General features: G+C 65.5%; 15 protein-coding genes and 1 tRNA gene. 15 read left to right on the top strand and 1 reads right to left on the bottom strand.

Annotated features, from left to right (window positions below):
- Nucleotides 1-65: 65 nt before the first annotated feature.
- The 5 genes from ilvN (at nucleotide 66) to AC3AP7_RS10990 (ending at nucleotide 5,229) form a co-directional block, all read left to right on the top strand.
- Complete coding sequence (ilvN, locus tag AC3AP7_RS11010) at nucleotides 66-557, top strand: acetolactate synthase small subunit (protein WP_475763114.1); 492 nt, start codon at nucleotides 66-68, stop codon at nucleotides 555-557.
- Nucleotides 558-666: 109 nt separating this feature from the next.
- Nucleotides 667-1,683, top strand: coding sequence for a ketol-acid reductoisomerase (gene ilvC, locus AC3AP7_RS11005; protein WP_475763116.1), 1,017 nt, complete (start codon nucleotides 667-669; stop codon nucleotides 1,681-1,683).
- A 121-nt stretch (nucleotides 1,684-1,804) separates the two neighbouring features.
- On the top strand, nucleotides 1,805-2,449 hold the full coding sequence (locus tag AC3AP7_RS11000; protein WP_475763118.1) for a phosphatidylserine decarboxylase: 645 nt from the start codon (nucleotides 1,805-1,807) through the stop codon (nucleotides 2,447-2,449).
- A gap of 20 nt (nucleotides 2,450-2,469) precedes the next feature.
- Nucleotides 2,470-3,342 (top strand): CDP-diacylglycerol--serine O-phosphatidyltransferase, encoded by an 873-nt coding sequence (gene pssA / locus AC3AP7_RS10995; RefSeq protein ID WP_475763120.1) that lies wholly within the window; start codon nucleotides 2,470-2,472, stop codon nucleotides 3,340-3,342.
- Nucleotides 3,343-3,675: 333 nt separating this feature from the next.
- A complete protein-coding gene (locus AC3AP7_RS10990) occupies nucleotides 3,676-5,229 on the top strand; it encodes a 2-isopropylmalate synthase (RefSeq protein ID WP_475763122.1) in 1,554 nt (517 codons plus the stop codon).
- Between the two features lie 80 nt (nucleotides 5,230-5,309).
- Here the strand turns inward: AC3AP7_RS10990 and AC3AP7_RS10985 are convergent, their stop codons facing one another.
- Nucleotides 5,310-5,852, bottom strand: a complete 543-nt coding sequence (locus AC3AP7_RS10985; protein WP_475763124.1) for a hypothetical protein — start codon at nucleotides 5,850-5,852, stop codon at nucleotides 5,310-5,312.
- Between the two features lie 227 nt (nucleotides 5,853-6,079).
- On the opposite strand from AC3AP7_RS10985, the gene AC3AP7_RS10980 reads away from it, so the two are divergent.
- The 10 genes from AC3AP7_RS10980 to AC3AP7_RS10935 all read left to right on the top strand — a co-directional run bounded on the left by AC3AP7_RS10980 (nucleotide 6,080) and on the right by AC3AP7_RS10935 (nucleotide 14,714).
- Nucleotides 6,080-7,396, top strand: a complete 1,317-nt coding sequence (locus tag AC3AP7_RS10980) for a branched-chain amino acid ABC transporter substrate-binding protein (RefSeq protein WP_475767983.1) — start codon at nucleotides 6,080-6,082, stop codon at nucleotides 7,394-7,396.
- Nucleotides 7,397-7,549: 153 nt separating this feature from the next.
- Nucleotides 7,550-7,822, top strand: a complete 273-nt coding sequence (gene rpsO / locus AC3AP7_RS10975; RefSeq protein WP_475763126.1) for a 30S ribosomal protein S15 — start codon at nucleotides 7,550-7,552, stop codon at nucleotides 7,820-7,822.
- A gap of 304 nt (nucleotides 7,823-8,126) precedes the next feature.
- A complete protein-coding gene (pnp, locus tag AC3AP7_RS10970) occupies nucleotides 8,127-10,274 on the top strand; it encodes a polyribonucleotide nucleotidyltransferase (protein WP_475763128.1) in 2,148 nt (715 codons plus the stop codon).
- Nucleotides 10,275-10,416: 142 nt separating this feature from the next.
- Nucleotides 10,417-11,433 (top strand): NAD(P)H-quinone oxidoreductase, encoded by a 1,017-nt coding sequence (locus AC3AP7_RS10965; protein ID WP_475763130.1) that lies wholly within the window; start codon nucleotides 10,417-10,419, stop codon nucleotides 11,431-11,433.
- Nucleotides 11,434-11,588: 155 nt separating this feature from the next.
- Nucleotides 11,589-12,368, top strand: a complete 780-nt coding sequence (gene tpiA, locus AC3AP7_RS10960; protein ID WP_475763132.1) for a triose-phosphate isomerase — start codon at nucleotides 11,589-11,591, stop codon at nucleotides 12,366-12,368.
- Nucleotides 12,369-12,448: 80 nt separating this feature from the next.
- A complete protein-coding gene (secG, locus tag AC3AP7_RS10955) occupies nucleotides 12,449-12,838 on the top strand; it encodes a preprotein translocase subunit SecG (RefSeq protein ID WP_475763134.1) in 390 nt (129 codons plus the stop codon).
- Between the two features lie 112 nt (nucleotides 12,839-12,950).
- Nucleotides 12,951-13,035 (top strand) — tRNA-Leu (locus AC3AP7_RS10950).
- Between the two features lie 155 nt (nucleotides 13,036-13,190).
- On the top strand, nucleotides 13,191-13,550 hold the full coding sequence (locus AC3AP7_RS10945) for an NADH-quinone oxidoreductase subunit A (protein ID WP_475763136.1): 360 nt from the start codon (nucleotides 13,191-13,193) through the stop codon (nucleotides 13,548-13,550).
- A gap of 62 nt (nucleotides 13,551-13,612) precedes the next feature.
- On the top strand, nucleotides 13,613-14,092 hold the full coding sequence (locus AC3AP7_RS10940; RefSeq protein WP_475763138.1) for a NuoB/complex I 20 kDa subunit family protein: 480 nt from the start codon (nucleotides 13,613-13,615) through the stop codon (nucleotides 14,090-14,092).
- Between the two features lie 19 nt (nucleotides 14,093-14,111).
- Nucleotides 14,112-14,714: an NADH-quinone oxidoreductase subunit C gene (locus tag AC3AP7_RS10935; RefSeq protein WP_475763140.1), complete on the top strand. Its 603-nt coding sequence runs from the start codon at nucleotides 14,112-14,114 to the stop codon at nucleotides 14,712-14,714.
- Nucleotide 14,715: the final 1 nt, after the last annotated feature.

Raw genomic sequence — 14,715 nt, 5'->3', positions numbered from 1 at the left:
GCGGGCGGACGAAGCGGCGCGCGCCGGTTCGCATGCATCGACATCTATCTGGAAGAAGCGAAACCATGAGACATATCATTTCCGTCCTGCTGGAAAACGAGCCCGGCGCGCTGTCGCGCGTGGTGGGCCTCTTCTCCGCGCGCGGCTATAACATCGAAACCCTGACGGTGGCTCCGACCGAAGACCGGTCGCTTTCGCGCCTGACCATCGTCTCCATTGGCTCGGACGACGTGATCGAACAGATCACGAAGCATCTGAACCGCCTGATCGAGGTGGTGAAAGTGGTCGACCTGACCGAGGGCGCCCACATCGAGCGCGAGCTGATGCTGATCAAGGTACGGGCGGTCGGCAAGGAGCGGGAGGAGATGAAGCGGATGTCGGATATTTTCCGCGGCCGCATCATCGACGTGACCGAAAAGACCTACACGATCGAGCTGACGGGCGCGAGCGACAAGCTCGATGCGTTCATCGAGGGGCTCGACGCCACCGCGATTCTCGAAACGGTCCGCACGGGCGGCTCGGGCATCGGGCGCGGCGAACGCATCCTGAAGGTCTGACAGCGGTTTTCGAACCGGTTAGGGCCGGTGCGGCGCGACGCGAGACGCACCGGCTACGCAACACACACTGCAGCAGTTGAAATTCACCGAATCTAGCCAAGGAACTGACATGAAAGTTTTCTACGACAAGGACGCCGATCTCTCCCTCATCAAGGGCAAGCAGGTCACCATCATCGGCTATGGCTCGCAAGGCCATGCGCACGCGCTGAACCTGAAGGACAGCGGCGTGCACGTCACGGTGGGTCTGCGCAAGGGCGGCGCATCGTGGAGCAAGGCGGAGAACGCGGGTCTGGCTGTCAAGGAAGTGGCGGAAGCCGTCAAGGGCGCGGACGTCGTGATGATGCTGCTGCCCGACGAGCAGATCGCCGAGGTCTACGCGAAGGGAGTGCACGCGAACATCAAGCAGGGCGCCGCGCTCGCATTCGCGCACGGCTTCAACGTCCACTACGGCCAGGTGATTCCCCGCGCCGACCTCGACGTGATCATGATCGCGCCGAAAGCGCCGGGCCATACCGTGCGCGGCACGTACGCGCAAGGCGGCGGCGTGCCGCACCTGATCGCGGTCGCGCAGGACAAGTCGGGCGCGGCGCGCGACATCGCGCTGTCGTACGCGGCGGCGAACGGCGGCGGCCGTGCGGGCATCATCGAAACCAACTTCCGCGAAGAAACCGAAACCGACCTGTTCGGCGAGCAGGCCGTGCTGTGCGGCGGCACCGTCGACCTGATCAAGGCCGGCTTCGAGACGCTGGTCGAGGCAGGCTATGCGCCGGAAATGGCGTACTTCGAGTGCCTGCACGAACTGAAGCTGATCGTCGACCTGATCTACGAAGGCGGCATCGCGAACATGAACTACTCGATCTCGAACAACGCCGAATACGGCGAGTACGTGACGGGCCCGCGCGTCATCACCGCCGAGACGAAGAAGGTCATGAAGGAAGTCCTGAAGGACATCCAGACCGGCGAATACGCGAAGAGCTTCATTCTCGAGAACCGCGCCGGCGCGCCGACGCTGCAGTCGCGCCGCCGTCTGATGGCCGAGCACCAGATCGAGCAGGTCGGCGCGAAGCTGCGCGCGATGATGCCGTGGATCGCGAAGAACAAGCTCGTCGACCAGTCGAAGAACTAAAGCGTCCGACCGATCGCCGGCGCAGTCGCGCCGGTCATCCCGAAAGCCGTCCAGGCGTGCCGAACCCTGGGCGGCTTTTGCTATCCTACGGGTTTGCAAAAATACTGAGCCCAATCGATCCATGAATTACCCTCATCCGATCATCGCGCGCGAAGGCTGGCCGTTCATCGCCATCGCGGCCATCGTTGCGTTGTTGATCCATGCCGTCGCGGGCTTCGGATTCGCATGGCCGTTCTGGCTGCTGCTGATCTTCGTCGTGCAGTTCTTCCGCGATCCGCCGCGGCCGATCCCGACCCAGGCGAACGCGGTGCTGTGTCCGGCCGACGGGCGTATCGTCGCCGTCGAGACCGCGCACGACCCGTACGCGAACCGCGAGGCGCTGAAGATCAGCGTGTTCATGAACGTGTTCAACGTGCACTCGCAACGCTCGCCGGTCGACGGCGCGATCTCGAAGGTCGAATACTTCCCGGGCGCTTATGTGAACGCCGCGCTCGACAAGGCTTCGCTCGAAAACGAGCGCAACGCGGTGGTGATCCAGACCGCCAGCGGCCAGACCGTGACGGCCGTGCAGATCGCCGGCCTGATTGCACGCCGGATTCTCTGCTATGTGCGCGCCGGCGAGCCGCTCACGCGCGGTCAGCGCTACGGTTTCATCCGCTTCGGTTCGCGCGTGGACGTGTATCTGCCGGTCGGCAGCCGGCCGCGCGTGTCGATCGGCGAGAAGGTGTCCGCGTCGTCGACGATTCTGGCCGAACTCGCGCCGTAACGCGGGCAGGAGGGTTTCCGATGGCCGCATTCAAACGTCGCCCGCGCAACGGCGCTGCCTCGCAGCTGCGGCCGCTTCGCCGCAACAAGCCGGTCGTGCAGGACACGACGCCGGCGCTCGAAAGTCGCCGCGCGGCGCGCCAGCAGTTCCTGCGCAAGCGCGGCATCTACCTGCTGCCCAACGCGTTTACCACGGCGGCGCTCTTCTGCGGATTCTTCGCGGTCGTGCAGGCGATGAACGTGCGCTTCGAGGTCGCGGCGATCGCCATTTTCGTCGCGATGGTGCTCGACGGGATGGACGGCCGCGTCGCGCGCATGACGCACACGCAAAGCGCGTTCGGCGAGCAGTTCGACAGCCTGTCGGACATGGTGTCGTTCGGCGTCGCGCCGGCGCTCGTCATGTACGAATGGGTGCTGAAGGATCTCGGCCGCTGGGGCTGGCTGGCGGCGTTCGTCTATTGCTCGGGCGCGGCGCTGCGGCTCGCGCGCTTCAATACGAACATCGGCGTGGTCGACAAGCGCTTTTTCCAGGGCATGCCGAGCCCGGCGGCCGCGGCGCTGATCGCGGGCTTCGTCTGGCTCGCCACGGACAACCGCGTGCCGGTGCGCCTCACCTGGCTGCCGTGGGTCGCGTTTGCGCTGACGATCTACGCCGGCGTGACGATGGTGTCGAATGCGCCGTTCTACAGCGGCAAGGCGCTCGACGTGCGGCATCGCGTGCCGTTCGGCGTCATTCTGCTGGTGGTGGTCGCATTCGTGCTGGTTTCGTCCGATCCGCCGCTGATGCTGTTCGGCCTGTTCGTGCTGTATGGCTTGTCGGGTTACGCGTTCTGGGGGTATCAGGCGCTGCGCGGGCGGGCCAATCCCGCCCGCTCGGTGCAGCGCGAGCGCTAGCCGGCGCGGCGTCCGCCGGGTGCCGGCCGTGTTGCTCCGGTCGTAACGGCAGCCGCGCGGCTGCCGTTTTTCGTTGCGCGCGGCCGCACCGGTATCGCGCCAATTGCGGGATCGCCGGAATGCCGCTATATTCAGCGGATGGTTACCGCCGCATTCCCCCCTTCGTTCCTTCAAGCCGGTGCGCTGCTATGCGTGCTAGCGCCAGCGCGCCTGCCGCGCTGATCGTTTTCGCCCCCCGTCTGCCTCGTTCGTTGTCCGGCGTCGCCTACGGTGGCGCAAACATCCGCATTCCCTATCCCCTTTTTTGACCGAATCCCCCGCAGGAGACCCGAGATGGCCGACAAACTGATCATTTTCGACACGACGTTGCGTGACGGCGAGCAGTCGCCCGGTGCGTCGATGACCAAGGAAGAGAAAATCCGCATCGCGAAGCAGCTCGAGCGGATGAAGGTCGACGTGATCGAGGCCGGCTTTGCGGCCAGCTCGAACGGCGATTTCGATGCGATCCACACGATCGCGTCGCTGATCAAGGACAGCACCGTGTGCTCGCTCGCCCGCGCGAACGACAAGGACATCCAGCGCGCGGCCGACGCGCTGAAGCCGGCCGATCACTTCCGCATTCACACGTTCATCGCCACGTCGCCGCTGCACATGGAGAAGAAGCTGCGGATGACGCCGGACCAGGTGTTCGAGCAGGCGAAGCTCGCGGTGCGCTTTGCGCGCAAGTTCACGAGCGACGTCGAGTTCTCGCCGGAAGACGGCAGCCGCTCGGACATGGACTTCCTGTGCCGGGTGCTGGAGGCCGTGATCGCCGAAGGCGCGACCACGATCAACATCGCGGATACCGTCGGCTACGGCGTGCCCGAGCTGTACGGCAACCTCGTGAAGACGCTGCGCGAGCGGATTCCGAATTCGGACAAGGCGGTGTTCTCGGTGCACTGCCACAACGACCTCGGCATGGCGGTGGCCAATTCGCTCGCCGGCGTGCAGATCGGCGGCGCGCGCCAGGTCGAATGCACGATCAACGGCCTCGGCGAGCGTGCGGGCAATACGTCGCTCGAAGAAATCGTGATGGCCGTGAAAACGCGCAAGGATTACTTCGGCCTCGATCTGGGCATCGACACCACGCAGATCGTCCCGGCTTCGAAGCTCGTGTCGCAGATCACCGGCTTCGTCGTGCAGCCGAACAAGGCGGTGGTCGGCGCGAATGCGTTCGCGCACGCGTCGGGCATTCACCAGGACGGCGTGCTGAAGGCGCGCGACACGTACGAAATCATGCGCGCGGAAGACGTGGGCTGGAGCGCGAACAAGATCGTGCTCGGCAAGCTGTCGGGGCGCAACGCGTTCAAGCAGCGCCTGCAGGAGCTCGGCATCGCGCTCGACAGCGAAGGCGAGCTGAATGCCGCGTTTTCGCGCTTCAAGGAACTGGCCGATCGCAAGGCGGAGATCTTCGACGAGGACATCATCGCGATCGTCAGCGAGGAGTCGGAAGAAGCGCAGCAGCGGGAGCACTACAAGTTCGTGTCGCTGTCGCAGCACTCGGAGACCGGCGAGCAGCCGCATGCGCGCATCGTCTTTTCGGTCGAGGGCAAGGAGGTGACCGGCGAGGCGCGCGGCAACGGGCCGGTCGACGCAACGCTCAACGCGATCGAAACGGAAGTGGGCAGCGGCTCGGAACTGCTGCTTTACTCGGTGAATGCGATTACCACGGGCACCCAGGCGCAGGGCGAGGTGACCGTGCGGCTGTCGAAGAGCGGGCGCATCGTCAATGGCGTGGGCACCGACCCGGACATCGTCGCGGCCTCCGCGAAGGCGTATATTGCCGCGCTGAACAAGCTGTACGGGAACGTCGACAAGCTGAATCCGCAGCGTTCGGAAGGCGTCTGAGCGTTTTTCGCACGCTGCCACGTCCGATAAAAAAGCCCTCGCCGCGCAAGCGGCGAGGGCTTTGTTTCATCCGGCCACGCCTAGAACAGTTCGCGGCGGTCGGGGTCGTGCAGCGGGTCGGGGGTCTTCTGCGTGAGCCGCAGGATGCCGTTGCTGTCGAAGTAGAAGCTGTACAGCATGTACCAGACGTTGTCTTCGAGGTAGCGGTAGGTCCACACTTCGCGCTTCATCAGCGGGAAGTACGCGGTTTCCTCCGGGCGGCCGAAATTCACCAGCACGTCGCTCTTCGTCCAGGTGCCGATCTCGGCCTTGTAGAACTCGTTCGTCTGCAACACTTGCCGCACGCGGACGATCCGGCCGTTTGCATCGATGTCGGCCGCGGTGGTGGTTTCGCCCATGGGCTGGGTGGGCCACATCAGGCGCCGGCCGCCATTGGGCAGATCGTAGATCTCCGCGGGCGGACCGAGTCGCGCGACGATCGTCGATTCGGCCTCGCCCTGCTGGAACTGTTGCCACGGCTGCGCGCAGCCGGCAAGCAGCAGCGCGCCGCAGCACGCGAGCGCGGCGCGCCGCAGTCGCCGCCACGCGGGCGGCGCGAACGCGGATGAAAGACGGGTAGGCATGGACTCCTCCGATGGCGCTCTGATGACGTTCCCGTCATCGATATGTCCGCCATTTTGACACGAGGGGGCGGAAAATCGCATGCGACGGCGCAGGCGCGTGCCGGGCGCCGCTTGCGCAGCCTGCGCCGCTTGCGCGGCGCCGGCGCAACGGCATGGCGGCCGGCACTTGCGTGTCGCGGCTCCGGGGCCCTATGATCCGCCGTTCGAACGATTCGGAGGAGCTGCGCATGGCGGCGAAGTGGAGACGCGTCGCGGCGGCGGCGCGCGCGGCGGTAGTGGTCGCGGCAACGTTCGCCGCGGCGCTGCAAGGGGCGCGGGGCGCGCAGCCGGACACGCATGCGGGCGCGCCGGCGCCGGGTGCGCCGGTCCAGCTGGCGCTGATCGAAGGGATGTCGGGGCCGTTCGCGGATGCCGGCGCGGCGGTCGAGCGCAATCTGCGCTTCGGCATCGAGCTGGTCAACGCGCGCGGCGGCGTGAAGCTCGCCGACGGTACCCACCCGCTCGAACTCGTCGTGCTCGACAGCAAGGGCAGTACCGAACAGGCGCTCGTGCAGTTGCGCGCGGCGCTCGACCGCCATATCGGCTTCGTGATGCAGGGCAACAGCTCCGCGATCGCGGCCGCGCTGATCGGTGCGATCAACCGGCAGAACAGCCGCGAGCCGGATCGACGCGTGCTGTTCCTGAACTACTCGGCCGACGACCCGGCGCTCACCAACGCGGACTGCAGTTTCTGGCAGTTCCGCTTCGACGCTCACGCGGGTATGCGGATGAACGCGCTCGCGGACGTGATCGCGCATGATCCGTCGGTCAAAAAGGTCTACCTGCTGAACCAGGATTACAGCTTCGGGCAAGATGTCAGCCGCCTCGCGCGCGCGGCGCTGGCGGAGAAGCGGCCGGATATCGCGATCGTCGGCGACACGTTCCATCCGATCGGCCGCGTGAAGGACTTCGCGCCCTACATCGAGAAGATCCGCGCGAGCGGTGCCGATACGGTGATCACCGGCAACTGGGGCAACGATCTGACGCTGCTCGTGAAGGCGGCGCGCGAACAGGGGCTGAACGTGAAGTTCTACACGTTCTACGGCAACAGCCTCGGCGCGCCGGCAGCGCTGGGCGACGCCGGCGTGAAGCGCGTGCTGGCGGTGGCCGACTGGCACCCGAACGCCGGCGGCCCGGCCTCCGATGCGTGGTACGAGGCGTTCCGCAAGCGTTTCCCGGCCGCGCGCGACGACTACCCGGTCCTGCGCATGGAGGTCATGATCGAGATGCTCGCCGCCGCGATGGACCGCGCGGCCAGCGCCGATCCGACCGCGGTCGCGCACGCGCTCGAGGGGATGCGGTTCGACAACAGCTTTCATCCGTCGTGGATGCGCGCCGACGACCACCAGCTGATCCAGCCCCTTTACGTGATGGAGATGGACAAGGCCGGCACACCGGGCGTGCGCTTCGACAACGAAGGCTCCGGCTATGGCTTTCGCACGGTGCTCGCGCTACCGCCGCAGCAGACCGTGCTGCCGGAGACGTGCGTGATGAAGCGGCCTTGAACAAGGTTGTGCGCCGGCGCACCGGTTCCACGCCCGCCCCACACGGCGCAGGTGCGCGCTCGCGCCGGCCTGTGCTACAATACGCGGCTTGTCGTACCTCCACGGCACGGCCATTCTTCCGTGACCGCCTGTTCCGTTTTCAAGGAAAACAATATGTCCGCAGTTGAAGCAAGCAAGAAATCCGACGTCGTCGCGCAATTCGCCCGCGCAGCCAACGACACGGGTTCTCCCGAAGTGCAGGTCGCACTGCTCACGACCCGCATCAACGAACTGACCGTCCACTTCAAGTCGCACGCGAAGGACCATCATAGCCGCCGCGGTCTGCTGCGCATGGTGAGCCGTCGTCGCAAGCTGCTCGACTACCTGAAGGGTAAGGACGCAGATCGTTACCGTGCGCTGATCGAAAAGCTGGGCCTGCGCAAGTAAGCGGGCGCGCAGTTCGATGCGCTCCTGGCAAGATGCCTGTGTCAGTTCACTGATGCAGGCATTTTGCTTTTTAACGGTGTGCTTCCGTCGAGGCGCATCAGCCCGTAGCGGCCGCCAGGCGGGTGCGGCGGGCAGGGCGAAATGCGGTCGGGCTCCAGGGCAGAGCTTTGTGTCATTCCAGCGGTTCGCGCGTGGGCGCGATTCTCTGGAATGGCATAACACTCCTCTTCCCGTGTAGCGCCGGCCTTGGCCTGGCCGCGCCGGTTCCGGTCCGCGCGGCATAACGAAGAGTGAAGGAATGACAATGTCCATGTTCAACAAGATCGTCAAAGAATTTAAGTGGGGGCAGCACAACGTTCGTCTCGAGACGGGCGAAATTGCGCGTCAGGCAGGCGGCGCGGTGATCGTCGACGTCGAGGACACCGTGGTGCTCGCAACCGTCGTCGGCGCGAAGACCGCCAAGCCGGGCCAGGACTTCTTTCCGCTGACCGTCGACTACATCGAGAAGACCTATGCCGCGGGCAAGATCCCCGGCGGCTTCTTCCGCCGCGAAGGCCGGCCGTCGGAAGGCGAGACGCTGATCTCGCGCCTGATCGACCGCCCGCTGCGCCCGCTGTTCCCGGAAGGCTTCTACAACGAAGTGCAGGTCGTCGTGCACGTGCTGTCGCTGAATCCGGACATCCCGGCCGACATCCCGGCGCTGATCGGCGCATCGGCTGCGCTCGCCGTGTCCGGCCTGCCGTTCAACGGCCCGGTCGGCGCTGCGCGCGTCGCGTACATCGATAACGCCTACGTGCTGAATCCGACCCGCGCGCAGATGAAGGAATCGGCGCTCGACCTCGTGGTCGCCGGCACCGAGCGCGCCGTGCTGATGGTCGAGTCCGAGGCGCAGCAGCTGAGCGAAGAGGTGATGCTCGGCGCGGTCGTGTTCGGCCACGAGCAGATGCAGACGGCGATCGACGCGATCCACGAACTGGTGCGCGACGGCGGCAAGCCGGAGTGGGACTGGCAGCCGGCGCCGAAGGACGAGGCGCTGATTGCACGCGTGAGCGGTTTTGCCCAGGCCGAACTGCTCGCCGCCTACCAGATTCGCGACAAGCAGGCTCGTTCGACGAAGCTGAAGGAAGTGTACGCAGCGACCGCCGCGAAGCTCGAAGAGGACGCGGCCGCGACTGGCGCGCCGGCGGCGGACAAGGCGACGGTCGGCAACGTGCTGTTCGATCTCGAAGCGAAGATCGTGCGCAGCCAGATCCTGAACGGCGAGCCGCGCATCGACGGCCGCGACACGCGCACCGTGCGCCCGATCGAGATCCGCACCGGCGTGCTGCCGCGCACGCACGGCTCGGCGCTCTTCACGCGCGGCGAGACGCAGGCGCTGGTGGTGGCGACGCTCGGCACGAAGGGCGACGAGCAGAGCATCGATGCGCTCGAAGGCGAATACCGCGAGCGCTTCATGCTTCACTACAACATGCCTCCGTTCGCGACCGGCGAGACCGGCCGCGTCGGCTCGCCGAAGCGCCGCGAGATCGGCCACGGCCGCCTCGCGAAGCGCGCGCTCGTCGCGTGCCTGCCGAGCGCCGACGAGTTCGGCTACTCGATCCGCGTCGTGTCGGAAATCACCGAATCGAACGGTTCGTCGTCGATGGCCTCCGTGTGCGGCGGCTGCCTCGCGCTGATGGACGCAGGCGTGCCGATGAAGGCGCACGTCGCCGGCATCGCGATGGGCCTGATTCTCGAAGGCAACAAGTTCGCGGTGCTCACCGACATCCTCGGCGACGAAGATCACCTCGGCGACATGGACTTCAAGGTGGCCGGCACCGCGCAGGGCGTGACCGCGCTGCAGATGGACATCAAGATCCAGGGGATCACGAAGGAAATCATGCAGGTCGCGCTCGCCCAGGCGCGCGAGGGCCGCATGCATATCCTCGGCAAGATGACCCAGGCGGTGGCGGGTGCGAACACGCAGCTGTCGGAGTTCGCGCCGCGCATGATCACGGTCAAGATCAACCCGGAAAAGATCCGCGACGTGATCGGCAAGGGCGGCTCGGTGATCCGCGCGCTGACCGAGGAAACCGGCACGACGATCGACATCTCCGATGACGGCGTCGTCACGATCGCGAGCACGAGCTCCGAGGGCATGGCCGAAGCGAAGCGCCGCATCGAGGCGATCACCGCCGAGGTCGAAGTCGGCCAGATCTACGAAGGCACGGTGCTGAAGCTGCTCGATTTCGGCGCGATCGTGAACCTGCTGCCGGGCAAGGACGGCTTGCTGCATATCTCCGAAATCGCCAACGAGCGTATCAAGGACATCAACGATTACCTGAAGGACGGCCAGCACGTGAAGGTCAAGGTGATCCAGGTGGACGAGAAGGGGCGTGTGCGCCTGTCGGCGAAGGCCTTGTTGAACGAGGCGGCATCCGGCGCGCCGCAGAGCGAACCGACGCCGCAATAATGAGGTAGTCTGGGAACGGCCGGCAACGCATCGCGTGCCGGCCGTTTTTCATGCAGGGGAGGCTGTTTTGCGAGTGTGCGCCAGCCGGTGACGAGCCGGGCGGCTTGCTGGCAGCGCGATCCCAACCCTGGAGGTCACGCAGATGAATGCGATCGAGATTACCGAGTTCGGCGCGCCGGAAGTCCTGAAGCTCGCCGAGCGGCCGACGCCGCAACCCAAGGCTGGCGAAGTGCTGATCAAGGTGGCCGCGTCGGGCGTGAACCGGCCGGATGTGTTCCAGCGCAAGGGCAGCTATGCGCCGCCACCGGGTGCGTCGGACCTGCCCGGACTCGAGGTGGCCGGCGAAATCGTCGAAGGCGCGCTCGACGAGCGCCACAATCCGTTCGGCCTGAAGACGGGCGACCGTGTGTGCGCGCTGCTCGCGGGCGGCGGCTATGCGGAGTATGTGGCCGTCCCGCTCGCGCAATGTCTGCCGGTGCCGAAAGGGCTGACGGATGTCGAGGCGGCATCGCTGCCCGAAACCTTCTTCACGGTCTGGAGCAACGTGTTCGAGCGCGCGTATCTTGGCGCGGGCGAGGGTGGCGTCAATGAAACGCTGCTGGTGCAGGGCGGCTCGAGCGGCATTGGCGTGACCGCGATCCAGATCGCGCATGCACTCGGTTTTCGCGTCTTCGCGACGGCCGGTTCGGACGACAAGTGCCGCGCTTGCGAACAGTTGGGCGCGGAGCGCGCGATCAACTACAAGACTGAGGATTTCGTCGAGGTCATCAAGTCGCTCACACACGATCGCGGCGTCGACGTGATTCTCGACATGGTCGCCGGCAGCTATGTGCCGCGCGAACTCGCGGCGCTGACCGACGGCGGCCGGCTCGTGCTGATCGCGACGCTCGGCGGTGCGAAGGTCGAGGTCAACATGCACGAAATCCTGCGGCGGCGCCTGACCCTGACGGGCTCGACGCTGCGCCCGCGCTCCGTCGAATTCAAGGCGAAGATCGCGGCGCAACTGAAAGACAAGGTCTGGCCGCTGCTCGAGGAAGGGCGCATCAAGCCGGTCATCTACAAGGTGTTCGCGGCGGCTCAGGCGGCTGACGCGCACGCGCTGATGGAAAGCAGCGAGCACGTCGGCAAGATCGTGCTCGACTGGCGGCCCGGGGCCTGAGCGCGCTGGTTTGACCGGGTCCGCCAGCGCAAAGTAAAATGCGACGTTTTGCGTGCGCTGCGCCGGTTCGGGTGTTTCCCGGATGGCCGCCGCCCGGCAGGGGGCTCGACCCCGCGGGCGCGCAACGCGGGCGGCCGCGACAACACGACGAGACGATGGGCAATCAACGAGCAAAACTGGTAGTCGGTAACTGGAAGATGCATGGGCAGCTCGCGCACAACGCGACGTTGCTCGGCGAGGTGGCGCAAGGCGTCGCGGGGTTGCCGCAAGCGGTACGGGCCGCGGTGTGCGTGCCGTTTCCCTATCTCGCGCAGGCGCAGACGCTGCTCGCAGGGGGGCGGCTCGGCTGGGGCGCGCAGGATGTGTCCGCGCATCGGCAGGGCGCCTATACGGGCGAGGTCGCCGCGGAGATGGCTGCGGAGTTCGGTGCATCGTTCGCGATCGTCGGGCACTCGGAGCGTCGCGCTTACCATCGCGAGAGCGCGGAGTGCGTCGGGATCAAAACGCAGCGCGCGCTCGAAGCGGGCTTGACGCCGATCGTCTGCGTCGGCGAAACGCTCGACGAACGCGAGGCGGGCCGCACCGAACAGGTGGTCGGCGAACAGCTGGAGGCCGTGCTCGCGAAGCTGTCGGCGCAGGATGCGGCGCGTATCGTGGTCGCGTACGAGCCCGTCTGGGCAATCGGCACCGGCCGCAGCGCCAGTGCGCAGCAGGCGCAGGACGTGCACGCCTTTCTGCGTGCGCGCGTCGCGGCGAAAGACGCAGGCGCCGCGCGCGTGCCGTTGCTGTACGGTGGCAGCGTGAAGCCGGAGAATGCGGAAGAATTGTTCCGCCAGCCGGATATCGATGGCGGCCTGATCGGCGGCGCGTCATTGAAGAGCGGGGATTTCCTCGCGATCTGCGAGGCGGCCGGCGCGGTGTGCGCCGCCCACTGAGCAGATCGTCGGGGCGGTAAGAACTTTGTGCGCGGGGCGGTTTGCTCCGCGCGCGTCAAATCGGGACTCGGGTGAGTGTGATGCTGTATCTGAAAACATTGATTATCGTCGTGCAACTGCTGTCGGCGCTTGGGATTATCGGTCTCGTGCTGCTTCAGCATGGCAAGGGCGCAGATATGGGCGCGGCGTTCGGCAGCGGGGCGTCGGGCAGCCTGTTCGGGGCGACGGGCTCGGCCAACTTTCTGTCGCGTTCTACCGCGGTGCTGGCCGCGATCTTTTTCGCGTCGACGCTGGCGCTGACCTACCTCGGCTCGTATCACGCAAAGCCTTCCGCGGGCGTGCTCGGCGAATTCGGCGCCGCGCCGGCGGCGGCTTCGGGAGCGTCTGCGCCTGTTGCTGCGTCGGTCGCTGCGTCCGCCGCGTTGCCGGCCGCACCGGCATCCGCACCGGGCCAGGACGTGCCGAAATAAATTTTCTGGAAAAGTGCGGTTGTGCGTTGAACAAACCGCTTAAACCAGTTACAATTCAAGTCTTGAAGCGATTCGCGGGTTTTACGATGTGATTTCCCGGATTGTATGCAGTGCCGACGTGGTGAAATTGGTAGACACGCTATCTTGAGGGGGTAGTGGCGAAAGCTGTGCGAGTTCGAGTCTCGCCGTCGGCACCAATGTTATCTTAATGCCAGCCGCTTGCTTCGCTTCGGCTGGCATTTTCACTTCTGGCGCGACGTTTGCGGTAAGCTTGCGGCGTCAAGCATAGCGAAGTGATTTCTCGCCGGGTTTGCGCTGTCGCCTGGCGGCAACCAACCGATTGAGGATAGTCTTGAACCTCGCACCCTATTACCCCGTTTTGCTGTTTCTTCTCGTGGGCGTTGGTTTAGGTGTAGCACTGGTCAGCATCGGCAAGATCCTCGGTCCCAGTCGGCCCAACTCCGAAAAGAACGCACCGTACGAGTGCGGCTTCGAAGCGTTCGAAGATGCGCGCATGAAGTTCGATGTGCGTTACTACCTCGTCGCGATCCTCTTCATCATTTTCGATCTTGAAACCGCGTTCCTGTTCCCGTGGGGCGTGGCGCTGCGTGATATCGGCTGGCCCGGCTTCATGGCGATGATAATTTTCCTGCTCGAGTTCCTGCTGGGCTTCGCGTACATCTGGAAAAAGGGTGGTCTCGATTGGGAGTGATGGATTAACCGCCGGTTTGCGAGGGTAGGCCGGCTGGCCGTCCCGTCTGGAGTGGAAAGCAAATGAGTATCGAAGGGGTCTTGAAGGAAGGCTTTGTCACCACCACCGCTGACAAGCTGATCAACTGGACGCGTACGGGCTCCCTGTGGCCCATGACGTTCGGTCTCGCGTGCTGCGCGGTCGAGATGATGCATGCGGGCGCTGCCCGTTATGACCTCGACCGCTTCGGCGTGGTGTTTCGTCCGAGCCCGCGCCAGTCCGACGTGATGATCGTCGCCGGCACGCTGTGCAACAAGATGGCGCCGGCGCTGCGCAAGGTCTACGACCAGATGGCCGAGCCGCGCTGGGTGATCTCGATGGGCTCGTGCGCCAACGGCGGCGGCTACTATCACTACTCGTACTCGGTGGTGCGCGGCTGCGACCGGATCGTGCCGGTCGACGTGTACGTGCCGGGCTGTCCGCCGACCGCGGAAGCGCTGCTGTACGGCGTGATCCAGCTGCAGGCCAAGATTCGCCGCACCAACACCATCGCCCGTCAATAAGGCGCACGCCTCCCACAATATGGCAAGCAAACTCGAGACCCTGAAAGCGAACCTCGAGGCGGCCTTTGGCGGCCGCCTGCAGAGCATCACCGAGGCGACCGGCGAGCTGACGCTCGTCGTCAAGGCGAGCGATTATCTCGACGTGGCGCGCGCCCTGCGCGACGACGCGGCGCTGCGCTTCGAGCAGTTGAGCGACCTGTGCGGCGTCGATTACCAGACCTACGGCAACGGTGCGTATGACGGTCCGCGTTTTGCCGCGGTATTGCACCTGCTGTCGGTGACGCACAACTGGCGTCTGCGCGTGCGCGTGTTCGCGCCGGACGACGACCTGCCGCTGCTGCCGTCCGTCGTCGACATCTGGAGTTCCGCCAACTGGTACGAGCGCGAGGCATTCGACCTGTTCGGCATCGTGTTCGACGGGCACCCGGATCTGCGCCGGATCCTCACCGACTACGGCTTCATCGGCCACCCGTTCCGCAAGGATTTCCCGATCTCCGGTTACGTCGAAATGCGTTACGACCCGGAGGAAAAGCGCGTCGTCTACCAGCCGGTGACGATCGAGCCGCGCGAGATCACGCCGCGTGTGATTCGCGAGGACCGCTACGGCGGTCTGAAACACTAAG

Source organism: Paraburkholderia sp. PAMB 6770 (assembly GCF_057748135.1).
This window is presented reverse-complemented; position numbering and strand designations above follow the sequence as displayed.